Source organism: Enterobacter sp. Lyrl_3 (genome assembly GCF_051948675.1).
Classification (GTDB): domain Bacteria; phylum Pseudomonadota; class Gammaproteobacteria; order Enterobacterales; family Enterobacteriaceae; genus Enterobacter; species Enterobacter cloacae.
Genome location: NZ_JAYJLI010000001.1, coordinates 77,233 through 89,437, shown reverse-complemented (window position 1 = coordinate 89,437; position 12,205 = coordinate 77,233). Strand labels below are relative to the sequence as shown.

Sequence of the window (12,205 nt, the reverse complement as noted above, 5' to 3'; positions counted from 1 at the left end):
TCACAATGGGGTTTGAAACTTTAATTGGTATTGCTGCAGCTGTCATTGCCGCCATCGCTGGCGCTTTCGGCCTGGGCCATATTCGCGGCACAAGCAAAGCTGAAGCGAAAGCAGATCAGCAGCGCACCGAAGATAACGCAGCGGCAACGGTCGCAGCAGCAGAACGCCGGGTAGAGACAACTAAAGAGGCCAGCAATGTACAGCAAACTGTTAACCATATGTCTGGCGACGATGTTGATCGCGAGCTGCGTGACACGTGGAAGCGTCCCGGTGGTGGTTGATACTGCCTGTGATTGGGTTAAGCCAATATACCTGACTGAACACGACATCTACACTATGGAACGCCAGACGAAAAAAGATATTCTAACCCACAATAAGATTTGGATGGCCTATTGTCACAAAAATGCTTTAGAAAGCCCTTAGTGAAAAGCATATTGCAAGCATTCTGTTTTCACAGAATCTTCAAGGCAACTTATACTTCTAAGGTTTTAGGAAAAAATTTCAGTAAATTCATTTAAGTTTTCACGATTGTGGCCGATATAACCCTTTAACTATCTGGAGGTGTTTATGGCTACATTAACTTATGATTATCGAGTGACAATAACTTTTGATTTATCGTATTCAAAAAACCCAGACTATAGATATATGAATGCTTACTTGGAGGAAAAAGGGTTATGTTCTCTTAAATCAGTAGATGAACACCTGCCGAGCAATATCTATACTGGTACGATTCCTGTATCAATCGAGACTGCAGGTCCGAATCCTACTTTCAGAGATCTCAAGTTGGGTGCTGATAAAGCTGTACGCAACACATACGAGTCAATAAAAAAGAATGCTGAAACTGCAGGGCTCATTATTACTTTGTACGTTCAGGCCTCACTCGATGAAGCGACTTCTTCACGGAAAAGCAGGGAGTAAAACTATTAATTCGTATTGTTATCGCATATCTATCATCAATAGTGCTGCGATAATATTTTTATGTTGCTTTTTTTAGTGTAATTTTCGAAACCGAAGAGGATAACATGGCGACAACTGAACAACTAACTCTCACTGAAACCTATCTGTTTCAGGTTGAATATCTCACAAAAGTAAAATATGAAGTTTTTAAATTATCTAATCATAAATACCAGGTTGAAGTGACAATTTACACAGTTGTTGGTGCCCCATCGATAAAAACTCTTTGTAGCTTTATTGTTGAAAGCCAAAATGGTACGCCTAATTACAAAGATGAGATTGATAAACATTTCAATAAACATGTTTCCGTACTTAATGGCACAGTGAATTAGAACGTCACTTCACTCTTGTTGAAGCCATTGGTATATACCGGTGGCTTTTTTCTGGTGAGTTCAACTAGATTAATCAGATTGAAATTCTAATCTAGCATTGGCATTGCAAAACACCAGGAGGGTGAGGTCCAAGTCAAGATGCTAGCTTTGAGCATCATATGGGATAAATCACCATCTGTGCGAAGGAATTGGCATGACAGCGCATGCGTTCCCGTACTATGATAACTTTACTCAAAATTAAACTTTTAGAGAGTTAGTATGGAGTCGATTTGGGATGCAGTATCCGCTATTGGTGGCGTAGTGTCTGCTGGAACTACTATCATAGCAGTGTATTTTGCCAAGCAAGCACTTACTGCTTGGCGTGACCAAGAAAAGTTAAAGCTTAAGATTGAATTCAAAAAATCCGTTCTTAACTTAAGGAACTTATTCTTATATATGCCGAAGAATTGGGATAAAATTCCCGGGGCAAGAAGTGCTCTTAACCGAAACTCCACAAACTTGATTTATGGGCCGTCAGTAATTAATACAAGCCTACCTCCAGAACTAAAATCCATCCTCGATGCCTTAAATCATGCAAATGACTGCTGGGTAATGTGCGAACATATATTTGATGGGACTTCTGTTGAAAGTAACTGGAGGTCATCGATAACAGCAATTGATGACTATCTCAATTTCAAAATTTCTAATACAGATGTTTTTGAAGTTCTAAACTCTACTTATTCTTCAAGATTTATATTTGAGTTTAAATAAAGAAATGCTGCTGTTAGTTATAGAATTATTGTCCTATTTTTTTTCGTTTTAAAGAATGCCCCCTAGTTACATAGGTGGCTTTTTTATGCGCATCGTATTCGAACCTAATCCAGTCAGTTTCAGCTCAGGGCTAAATTTTTCGGACAATGTTCTAAAGGGTACCTGAATGCCTGCTTGATAATTAGCTTTCACCCTAATTGAGAGTGATTTTCATTACGGGTCCTTTCCGATGTTCCGATATTTTACGGGGCGGCGTCCGCGCAGATTCTCGCTGTTTATGAAAATTTTCTTGTTTTGGCCATTTCCGTTCTTCTTCTGGTTTATTCATTGTTTTTATTGAAAATGTCCTCTAAAGGCGGTAGCGGCACTGAGCCTCGCTATACCTGCAACGTTTATGTGCAGGAGAGGAATGATGCTTATACAGCTTTACGTGATTTTGCGGCGATATTCCGGGGCATGACGTACTGGGGTGGCGATCAAATCGTTGCGCTGGCGGATATGCCCCGCGATGTGGATTACAGCTACACGCGTGCAAACGTGGTTAATGGGCGCTTTACCTATTCGGGCAGCACCACGAAAACCCGCTATACCACAGCACTGGTTTCCTGGTCCGATCCGGGTAATGCCTACGCGGATGCGATGGAGCCTGTATTTGAACAGGATCTAGTTGCTCGCTTTGGCACAAACCAGCTCGAAATGACAGCCATTGGCTGCACCAGGCAGTCAGAGGCAAACCGTAAAGGGCGCTGGGGTATCCTGACCAATAACAAGGATCGCATCGTGTCGTTCGATGTGGGTCTGGACGGCAAGATCCCACAGCCGGGCTATATCATTGCGGTTGCCGATGAACTGCTTTCCGGAAAAGTGATGGGAGGGCGCATCAGCGCGGTTAACGGGCGCGTTATCACGCTTGATCGTGATTCGGCAGCCGCACCCGGAAGCCGCCTTATGGTTAACCTACCGTCCGGAGCATCGCAGAGCAGAACGATACAAAGCGTAAACGGTCGGGCCGTCACCGTGACAACGGCATATAGCGAAACACCTGCAGTGGAATCGGTGTGGATTGTCGAGTCCGAAGAGCTTTACGCGCAGCAATATCGCGTTATCAGCGTTACGGATAATAATGACGGAACGTATTCGATTTCTGGCGCTTTGCACGATCCTGATAAATATGCGCGTATCGATACTGGTGCCATTATTGACCAGCGGCCAATAAGTGTTATTCCGCCAGGTAATCAGTCTCCGCCAGCCAACATCGTTATCAATTCATTCTCTGTGGTTCAGCAGAATATGAACGTTCAGACAATGCGCGTCAGCTGGGACCAGGCGAAGAACGCCATCGCCTATGAAGCACAGTGGCGCCGCAATGACGGGAACTGGGTCAATGTGCCGCGCAGCTCCACCACATCGTTCGATGTTCCGGGCATTTATGCGGGACGATACCTGGTGCGCGTGCGTGCCATCAACGCCGCTGAAATTTCATCCGGATGGGGGTATTCAGAAGAGAAAACGCTGACGGGCAAGGACGGGAATCCGCCGAAGCCGGTGGGTTTTATCGCGTCTGAAAACGTGGTGTTCGGTATCGAGCTGAACTGGGGGTTCCCGGCCAATACGGACGATACACTGAAGACGGAAATTCAGTACAGCCTGACCGGTACTGAGGACGATGCGATGTTGCTGGCAGATGTGCCATACCCGCAGCGTAAATATCAGCAGATGGGCCTTAAAGCGGGGCAGATATTCTGGTACCGCGCACAGCTGGTTGACCGAACCGGTAACGAGTCCGGTTATACCGGCTGGGTTCGTGGGCAGGCCAGTATCGATGTTTCTGATATCACTGATGTGATCCTGGAAGACATCAAAGGGTCTGAGACGTTCAAGGACCTGATCGAGAATGCCGTTGATACCAACGAAAAAATTGCTGGTATGGCTTACGATATCCTGCAGGCGAATAATGAGCTCGAACAGCAGGCGCTGAAGATAGCCCAAAACGCCCAGGACATCGGGCAGGTTCAGACCGATGTGAAGGAACTGACAAGTAACGTTGGGGATGTGTCGTCATCTCTGTCTCAGCTTGAGCAGACCGTCGCAACGGCAGATACCGCTCTTGGCCAGCGTATAGATAATATCAGCGTGTCCATGGATGGTATGGCAGGAGGCGTAAAAAACTCGGCTATCGCCATTATCCAGAACGGGCTGGCGCAGGTGGCCGCGCGTAAAACGTTGTCTGCATCGGTCGCAGGTAACAGCGCTCAGCTGGACCGTCTCGACGAAGTGATCGTCAGTGAGAAGGAAGCCACAGCACGTTCATTGCTGAGCCTGCAGACGGACGTTAACGGCAACAAGGCATCCATCAACAGCCTCAACCAGACGTTCTCCGATTATCAGCAGGCCACGGCCACGCAGATAAACGGCATTACGGCGACGGTGAACGGGCATACCTCAGCCATTACAACAAACGCTCAGGCCATCGCGAACGTAAATGGTGACCTGAAAGCAATGTACAACATCAAAGTTGGTGTCTCCAGTAACGGGCAGTATTACGCCGCAGGGATGGGGATCGGCGTTGAGAATACGCCATCCGGGATGCAGTCACAGGTTATCTTCCTGGCTGACCGCTTCGCCGTGACTACCATGGCCGGAGGGACCGTAACACTGCCGTTCGTTATCCAGAATGGCCAAACCATTATAAGGGATACGGTCATCGGTGACGGGACCATCAGCAATGCCAAAATCGGCAACTATATACAGTCGAATAACTATGTGGCTGGCTCTGCAGGCTGGAAGCTTGATAAGGGAGGAACGTTCGAAATTAACGGCGTGGCCGGGGGCGGGAGGATGCTGATAACCAGCACTCTCATTCGTATCTATGACAGCAATAACGTGCTGCGTGTCAGAATGGGGTTATGGTAATGCCACAGGGGTTGCAATGCTGGGACAGTGCAGGGCGGATAGCGGTTGATTTGAGTGATTATGCCATCCGGTATATCGGAAGCACCTCGGTAACATTCGCTGCGGGGGAAACGTCGAAAAACGTTTCCTTCGCCGGGATAACCCAGGATGGCTCATTCATATCAATTGTGTCGACTGGCGTCACTGTCAACGAATACCACTGCCGCGCCTATAATGGCGGTTTTACAGCTTACTTTTTGCCCTCAACCGGCAGTCCTGCGATCACACTCAATGTGGAGGTGTATAACTTTCAATGAGCGTATTCGAAGTTTACAACAGCGATGGAAAATTACTGGTGGACTCGCAAAACAGGTCAACCCTTTTTTATGACCAGCGTACGCTCGGGGCAGTGAACAACAAGGGGTTTTACCAGGTAGATAGCCCATTTGGTAATGGCAGCACCCTTGGATTCACTCCGCAGTCATTCTGGAATGACGGAAGGTTACGATGGCTGCAGTTGGGTACAAATAAATACGGGATGCCTGGTGCTGATCTGCTTGAAGATAATGCGGGGAGTATGATCCGAACAGCGCGTAATGTAGGATTGCAAAGCGGTTATCTTGATTTGTTTGACAGTGCTGGCACTTTTATCTGGAGTGCTGTTTCTGCATCAAAAATGCCCCGCGTTGTCGGGTTCTTTGACGTGCCGGCGAACTATGACCTGCAGAACAACACACTATCGGTGAGCTTCAGTTTTAACCCGTGGATTCTGGTAAACAACTGCCCTGGAAATCTCAGCGATGACGGGGAGGTAGTCGGTTATTCAGGGATAGTGCTGAAGTGGACAGGCTCACAGTTGCAGGGGAGGTATGTATCAAAAAATCAGCGCAGCTGGAGCCAGACGATGCAGGGGAGAGGATTAAGAATCCCTGTCGCTCAGTTTGTCGGTATTTGAAACAGGCGGGACACGTGGATACTGCGTGGCAATCATATCCTGCCTGACTCCCTTCGCAGCGTTGAAGCGATAAACGACATCGAGTTTATCGGTTTTTTTATAGCAAATATTACTCAGGCGTTTATTAACATGGCGGCTGAATATTCCATTGCTGCTGTCTGAAATAACCTTCATTTCCCTCGTGGCGCAGTCGATATTTACATGAATATCGCCACCGAGAGAAAGACGCGCTGCATCCACCGGATAATCCATTTTAAATGCGTAATCTGTGTATTTATCGGCACAGCCAGCCAGCAGCAAAAGTGCTGCAACAAATAATCGTTTCATTTCTACATTCCTGTAAGAGCGGGAATATCCATTTTATTTAAGTTTAAAAAATAGTCAGATTGATATGAGCGATCAATTTTACAATATTGATCGTTCCAAACGATCGTTATTATCGTGAGGTAGTTCATGCTTTATAACACTGGCACAATCGCTATCAATGGAAATACCGCAACCGGCACCGGAACTAACTGGACAGCACCCGCCAGCCAGGTCCGCGCTGGCCAGACGATTATCGTCATGTCTAACCCGGTTCAGATGTTCCAGATTACATCCGTGAACAGCGCCACGTCAATGACGGTAACGCCTGCTGCATCACCGGCGCTGAGCGGCCAGAAGTATGGAATCCTTGTGTCGGACAATATCTCGGTCGATGGCCTGGCCCAGGCTATGTCGCAGCTCATCAAAGAGTATGACGAGAATATTGGCGCGTGGGAGACGTTCGCCACCACCTCCGCAAACCAGACCATCACCGTTACTATCAACGGGGCCTCCGTGAATATTCCTGGTATTGGCGCACTTGCCAGAAAGGGGACAAACAGCGATATCACGGAGCTGAAAGGGCTCACTACTGCGCTTTCTATTGCGCAGGGCGGGACCGGCGCAACAACGGCAGAAGGCAGTCGCACAAACCTCGGTTTAGGAGATGCTGCGACGAGGTTTGTAACGAGCGATAAAATTTCCCCTGGCATCGGCTACAATACTCTCCCAACAGTAGGAGCTATTGGTCTTGGAAATCCGAGACATATAGATAATTTTTCAGATACGAATGTGCTTGGCTTTGGGAGATATACAACATCTTCGATCAATTCCCCTGGCGGCGGCGGAGTTGGGCTACAGCTTCAATATGATGGCTCTCCTACATTTTCTTGGTTTGTGTGGTCCAATGATGGTCAAGCGTATATTCAGACAGGTCATACTCCGGGAGGACAGTACACATGGAAAAAAGTGTACACCACTGCAAACACTATCACTGCATCCGACGGAACGCTTAAAGCAGCATCACCTGTGGTTAAAGTGTTTACAGATGGCACATACCAGACCAATGACGAATCGGAAGGCTGCACCGTAATCCGTATAGCCGTCGGTGAATATCTGGTTGAAGGATGTGAAGGACTAAACTCAGACGCTGCCTGGGGTGGTATTGATGGGGGTTTTGATATCCCCACCGACCGCAACAAGCAGCCTCTGATTTGGCTGGATTATGAGGTTAACGCCGATGGTTCTATCCTGGTGAAAACCTATCACCGCACTCACCCTGATGCGCCAGCATTCGCCAGAAACGAACTGCAGGATATCAACGATGGCGATCCGGCCGACATTCCCCACGACCAGTATATTTCTGTACGTGTCCAGATGCCTCAGAACAGCATCTGGAATCAGCGCATCGCTATTTATGAGGCTCCTGATTCATCCGCTGGTTAAACAGTGAATTTGCGGCTTAAATTTGGTCACACCGAGTTAATGCCATAAAATTTACAAAATTTATTATTCGAAGTGGCATAGAAACTTAGAAACGAAACGGCGAAGCTTTAAGCAGTGACAGTTGAGCCCGGATCTTGCGGACACCTACAAATAAAACTACTGTATATAAAAACAGTGTTTGAGGTGTGCAATATGGAATTTATCAGGCCTACAGAACTGCGAGAAATTATCGCTCTCCCGCTTTTCAGTGATTTAGTTCAGTGTGGTTTCCCCAGCCCTGCAGCTGATTACGTTGAACAGCGCATCGACCTCAATGAGTTACTTGTCGCTCACCCCAGCTCAACATATTTCGTTAAAGCTGCAGGCGACTCGATGATTGAGGCCGGGATCAGTGATGGCGATCTGCTGGTGGTGGACAGTTCGCGCACGGCTGAGCACGGTGACATTGTCATCGCCGCGGTGGAAGGGGAGTTCACTGTTAAACGCCTGCAGTTGCGCCCGACCGTGCAACTCAATCCAATGAACAGCGCCTACAGTCCGATCGTTGTTGGCAGCGAAGACACGCTGGACGTTTTCGGCGTCGTGACTTTCATCGTTAAATCGGCGAGCTGAACATGTTCGCGCTCTGTGATGTGAATTCGTTCTACGCATCATGCGAGACGGTGTTTCGGCCTGATTTGAGGGGGCGCCCGGTTGTCGTTCTCTCGAATAATGATGGCTGCGTAATTGCGCGCAGCGCCGAGGCCAAAGCCGCCGGAATCACCATGGGTGAGCCTTTCTTCAAACAAAAGGAGCTTTTCCGGCGTGCTGGCGTTGTTTGCTTCAGCAGTAACTACGAGCTGTACGCAGACATGAGCAACCGGGTAATGACGACGCTGGAAGAAATGAGCCCTCGCGTAGAAATTTACAGCATCGACGAAGCTTTTTGCGACCTGACAGGTGTTCGCAACTGCCGGGACCTGACGGAATTCGGCAAAGAGATCCGCGCTACGGTTCTGAAGCGGACGCATCTGACGGTCGGGGTTGGCATTGCCCAGACGAAGACACTGGCGAAGCTGGCCAACCACGCCGCGAAGAAATGGCAGCGCCAGACGGGCGGGGTAGTGGACCTATCCAACATCGACCGTCAGCGCAGATTGTTAGCTCTAGTACCCGTTGATGACGTATGGGGCGTCGGCAGACGCATCAGTAAGAAGCTTAACGCCATGGGCATCAAAACGGCTCTGGACCTCTCAGAGCAGAGTACGTGGATTATTCGGAAGCACTTTAACGTAGTTCTCGAGCGAACCGTCCGGGAGTTGCGCGGCGAGCCTTGTTTGGATCTGGAGGAGTTTGCACCGGCTAAGCAGGAAATCGTCTGCAGTCGGTCATTTGGCGAACGCGTCACCGAGTACGAACAGATGCGCCAGGCTATCTGCAGTTATGCAGCGCGTGGCGCCGAAAAGCTTCGCGGCGAGCACCAGTATTGCCGCTTTATTTCTGCATTCGTGAAAACCTCTCCCTTTGCACTTAACGAGCCATACTACGGTAACAGTGCATCAATTAAGCTTCTTACTCCTACTCAGGATTCCCGCGAGATTATCAACGCCGCGGTAAAGTGCCTGGACAAAATCTGGAAGGATGGCCACCGGTACCAGAAAGCCGGCATTATGCTCGGGGACTTCTTTAGCCATGGTGTGGCCCAACTCAATTTATTTGACGAGAATGCGCCACGGGCCGGTAGTGAAAGGTTGATGGAGGTGCTCGATCACCTGAATGCGAAAGACGGAAAAGGCACGCTCTATTTTGCTGGGCAGGGTATACAGCAACAGTGGCAGATGAAGCGAGAAATGCTGTCGCCTCGATATACGACGAGATATTCAGATCTGCTTAGAGTTCGATAAATCTTCCTGATTTCTTGGCCCGCTTTGTGTAAAAAGTAGACGATCATTGCAGTAATTGGGTTAAGAAAAGTAATTTTTGATAATATTGAGCGAGTAAGGAATCGAATAATTATTTTATCAAAATCATTTGAGTCCCATGATGATATTGTCGTGCTAATTGTTTATTTTTATTAATGAAGTTATTTTTAACAAAGCCACCCCGAAGGGTGGTATTAATTAAATATTAATCGCTGCCAAATAACTCTTGATAATTTAAGCAGTACGAGTAAGGTATAAGATACATAGGTTTTAAATTATTATAGGTGCCGATGCTATCGTTTATTCCGAATTGGAAACCATAAAAGAAATCAGGATTAATTGACTTTCTGACCTCTAGAGAGAAAAGATTTAAAGCGTGAGCTAAATTATAGTGTAGACGAAATAATTCTCTTCTCCAGTGTTCGTATTTTGCATCCTTTTCATGAAATTTTTCTTGATCTATTCTGATCTTCTTCCAACTCATATCCCTTCTCCAAAAACCATTTATGTTACTTGCAAAATTCATATCAGTAATATGTTCGCAAAGATAATGCGTATGGTTAGCAAGTTCTATCATTGAGAAATCGAGATTGGGAAGTCGGCCTGGCATTTGTGTTGCCAGAACGGTTTGGCAGGCATCATAAAATCCATCTACAACTTCTGATTGCATAGCGTTAGCAATAAGGTTATCGCTAATGTTATTCCAATCTTGAAGATACATTAGTCTTGTAACGCGCTCAACAAGGTATTGCTCTGTTGAGAACTGATTACGAACCGATTGTCCACATATATAATTTTTTTGCTCATTACTGAGCGTTAAAAAAAATCCCTCAAGGATCGTTGCGCCAATCACCATCGCATTATTTAAACCATATTCATTTTTTATCTCGGCGATTGCTTTGTTTAGGTATGGTGGAATGCCGTAATATTTATCATTGATAACAAAATAAAATTCCCTGACTGTAGAAATAGAATTCCAATACAAGTAAAGTTTTTTGAAATCATCCTTCATTTTATCAAGAGATTTCTTTTCATTGTTAGGTAGATCCTCTGGGGCGTATACTTGATAGTAAATGCCTGAATCATACACCCATCCATCATTCCCCCTGTCACCTATGTTACCATGAGGTTTTACTTTATCGAATCCTGGGCGATAATACGACATAACTTTTGAAAACAAATTTTCATATTCTATTCCGTTGCTTTCATAAACTTTAAGCTTAAAGCTCTGGATATACCCTTCTGACATATCTCTTCCCCTAACGTAAATTTATTTCCATGGCTAAAGAAGTGAAGGTTTGGGTTAAACATTCTCTCCATTTATTTGTCGTTTTACCTTCAGCACAGATTAAGCTGTGCCCAGCTTTGATACTATATCTTTACTAAGCAGTTATTGGGAGCAGATTTTCTGTGACTTTCTATACAATAATTGGTGCTTCATATGGCTAATGAGAGTCAAGAAACCAACCTGACCCATAGTGTGTCGTAAACAACCGTTTTTCGCTCATTGCGGGCGTTCCTTGTCTTTTTGACCTTTTATCTTATTGCCTCGATTAGCTCCGGCCCTTGGTTCTTGACATTACCCACGGCACGCGTCACTGCGTGCCAGATAAATTTCTCAGCCGGCATTGCTCCGTCGGCAGCGATCTCTTCAGCTTCTTTCCCGCCAATACCCTGGCGCATCCATTCCCTGGCAGCTTCCGGTGAAAGAACCAGTGGCCTGCGGTCGTGAATGTCGACCAGACCTTTGTCTGCTGCCGATGTCACGATGAGAAAACCTTCCGCTTCATCGCCGCGCTCAAACGGTGTACTGCCAATCGCCGCCATGAAAATGGGCTTGCCATCTGCCCGGTGAATAAAGTAGGGCTGTTTCTTGTCGCCTTCCTTTTTCCATTCGAACCATCCATCGGCGAAGCAGATCGCCCGACCATGCTGCCAGAGGGGCTTTAACATCCTGCTGGTTGCCGCGGTTTCGACACGTGCGTTAATCAGTGGCGGATTATTCCACCACCCGGGTGCGTATGACCACAGGACCGGATCAAGATGCAACTGCTTGTCTCGCTCGCTCAGCAGCAGAACTTTGGTACCTGGCGCCACGTTGTAACGTCCAATAGGCTCAGGGTCGTATGCGATGTCGCGATCGGCTTCATCGGCCAAGAACACCAGATATTCTTCACGGGTTTGGGCTTGTGCAAAACGTCCACACATAGAAACCTCCAGCCAGATGTCAGACTGAAAGTATAGGGCAGGGAGAAAAAGTAGCGCGCGCTGGTTAAGTCTTACAAACGGATCGGTGGGGATTATGCTAATGAAAAAAACAGGCGTAAAGCGGTACGTTATGAAACTGGAAGAAGCTACGCAAAGTAGAAGATGAAGTGAAAAGTGTTCTCCAAAACCATCTATTAACTCTATGAATATAATAGTGTTTACAGAATGTAAGATGCATATGAAAAACGCTTCAAAAAGAAGCGTATCCGATTGTAATTAAATGAGAAATTAAACTTTTGATTTATCTTTGAACTCAGAAGGTTTAAAGCCGAAAAAAGACCAAATCATACGCTTACGGCAAGGTTTGAAAAGCCATTCACGCCGAAAATATCGATGGGATCAATTTTGGCGTAACGCTTAAGTGATAGCGGGAATATAAGAGGAAGACCGTCTGGCTGAGTCGC

General features: G+C 46.7%; 11 protein-coding genes and 1 pseudogene. 9 read left to right on the top strand and 3 right to left on the bottom strand.

Annotated features, from left to right (window positions below; translation table 11 throughout):
- Positions 1 to 5: 5 nt before the first annotated feature.
- From VF709_RS00490 to VF709_RS00465, 6 genes and pseudogenes are all read left to right on the top strand, one after another.
- Entirely contained in the window at positions 6 to 281 is a 276-nt protein-coding gene (locus VF709_RS00490; protein WP_440230635.1) for a hypothetical protein, read from the top strand.
- 286 nt (positions 282 to 567) lie between these two features.
- Positions 568 to 918 (top strand): hypothetical protein, encoded by a 351-nt coding sequence (locus VF709_RS00485; RefSeq protein WP_440230634.1) that lies wholly within the window; start codon positions 568 to 570, stop codon positions 916 to 918.
- A gap of 104 nt (positions 919 to 1,022) precedes the next feature.
- The gene (locus VF709_RS00480; protein WP_406807969.1) at positions 1,023 to 1,286 is read left to right on the top strand and encodes a hypothetical protein; all 264 of its coding nucleotides are present in this window, start codon (positions 1,023 to 1,025) and stop codon (positions 1,284 to 1,286) included.
- 258 nt (positions 1,287 to 1,544) lie between these two features.
- Positions 1,545 to 2,036 carry a hypothetical protein gene (locus VF709_RS00475; protein WP_406807968.1) on the top strand — a complete coding sequence of 164 codons (492 nt, stop codon included), beginning with the start codon at positions 1,545 to 1,547 and terminating at the stop codon, positions 2,034 to 2,036.
- Positions 2,037 to 2,387: 351 nt separating this feature from the next.
- Positions 2,388 to 4,949: pseudogene (locus VF709_RS00470) on the top strand (host specificity protein J); the annotation flags it as partial.
- Positions 4,950 to 5,241: 292 nt separating this feature from the next.
- A complete protein-coding gene (locus VF709_RS00465; RefSeq protein ID WP_336242092.1) occupies positions 5,242 to 5,883 on the top strand; it encodes a hypothetical protein in 642 nt (213 codons plus the stop codon).
- Here the strand turns inward: VF709_RS00465 and VF709_RS00460 are convergent.
- Positions 5,848 to 6,210 (bottom strand): hypothetical protein, encoded by a 363-nt coding sequence (locus VF709_RS00460; RefSeq protein WP_248056548.1) that lies wholly within the window; start codon positions 6,208 to 6,210, stop codon positions 5,848 to 5,850. The two genes, VF709_RS00465 and VF709_RS00460, sit on opposite strands and share 36 nt — an antisense overlap.
- Positions 6,211 to 6,336: 126 nt before the next feature.
- Here VF709_RS00460 and VF709_RS00455 point away from each other — a divergent pair, with 126 nt between their 5' ends.
- The 3 genes from VF709_RS00455 to VF709_RS00445 all read left to right on the top strand — a co-directional run bounded on the left by VF709_RS00455 (position 6,337) and on the right by VF709_RS00445 (position 9,515).
- Positions 6,337 to 7,632, top strand: coding sequence for a phage tail protein (locus VF709_RS00455; RefSeq protein WP_440230632.1), 1,296 nt, complete (start codon positions 6,337 to 6,339; stop codon positions 7,630 to 7,632).
- Between the two features lie 192 nt (positions 7,633 to 7,824).
- The gene (locus VF709_RS00450; RefSeq protein WP_020884462.1) at positions 7,825 to 8,244 is read left to right on the top strand and encodes a translesion error-prone DNA polymerase V autoproteolytic subunit; all 420 of its coding nucleotides are present in this window, start codon (positions 7,825 to 7,827) and stop codon (positions 8,242 to 8,244) included.
- Positions 8,245 to 8,246: 2 nt separating this feature from the next.
- Complete coding sequence (locus tag VF709_RS00445) at positions 8,247 to 9,515, top strand: Y-family DNA polymerase (RefSeq protein WP_248056544.1); 1,269 nt, start codon at positions 8,247 to 8,249, stop codon at positions 9,513 to 9,515.
- Between the two features lie 223 nt (positions 9,516 to 9,738).
- Here the strand turns inward: VF709_RS00445 and VF709_RS00440 are convergent, their stop codons facing one another.
- Together VF709_RS00440 and VF709_RS00435 are read right to left on the bottom strand one after the other, a co-directional pair.
- Positions 9,739 to 10,782 carry a hypothetical protein gene (locus tag VF709_RS00440; RefSeq protein WP_440230630.1) on the bottom strand — a complete coding sequence of 348 codons (1,044 nt, stop codon included), beginning with the start codon at positions 10,780 to 10,782 and terminating at the stop codon, positions 9,739 to 9,741.
- Positions 10,783 to 11,069: 287 nt separating this feature from the next.
- On the bottom strand, positions 11,070 to 11,741 hold the full coding sequence (locus tag VF709_RS00435) for an SOS response-associated peptidase (protein WP_440230629.1): 672 nt from the start codon (positions 11,739 to 11,741) through the stop codon (positions 11,070 to 11,072).
- Positions 11,742 to 12,205: the final 464 nt, after the last annotated feature.

Bases quoted from the DNA above. Each gene is read 5' to 3' on its own strand.
- VF709_RS00490 (WP_440230635.1), top strand. From the start codon at position 6: ATGGGGTTTGAAACTTTAATTGGTATTGCTGCAGCTGTCATTGCCGCC.
- VF709_RS00485 (WP_440230634.1), top strand. From the start codon at position 568: ATGGCTACATTAACTTATGATTATCGAGTGACAATAACTTTTGATTTA.
- VF709_RS00480 (WP_406807969.1), top strand. From the start codon at position 1,023: ATGGCGACAACTGAACAACTAACTCTCACTGAAACCTATCTGTTTCAG.
- VF709_RS00475 (WP_406807968.1), top strand. From the start codon at position 1,545: ATGGAGTCGATTTGGGATGCAGTATCCGCTATTGGTGGCGTAGTGTCT.
- VF709_RS00465 (WP_336242092.1), top strand. From the start codon at position 5,242: ATGAGCGTATTCGAAGTTTACAACAGCGATGGAAAATTACTGGTGGAC.
- VF709_RS00460 (WP_248056548.1), bottom strand. From the start codon at position 6,210: ATGAAACGATTATTTGTTGCAGCACTTTTGCTGCTGGCTGGCTGTGCC.
- VF709_RS00455 (WP_440230632.1), top strand. From the start codon at position 6,337: ATGCTTTATAACACTGGCACAATCGCTATCAATGGAAATACCGCAACC.
- VF709_RS00450 (WP_020884462.1), top strand. From the start codon at position 7,825: ATGGAATTTATCAGGCCTACAGAACTGCGAGAAATTATCGCTCTCCCG.
- VF709_RS00445 (WP_248056544.1), top strand. From the start codon at position 8,247: ATGTTCGCGCTCTGTGATGTGAATTCGTTCTACGCATCATGCGAGACG.
- VF709_RS00440 (WP_440230630.1), bottom strand. From the start codon at position 10,782: ATGTCAGAAGGGTATATCCAGAGCTTTAAGCTTAAAGTTTATGAAAGC.
- VF709_RS00435 (WP_440230629.1), bottom strand. From the start codon at position 11,741: ATGTGTGGACGTTTTGCACAAGCCCAAACCCGTGAAGAATATCTGGTG.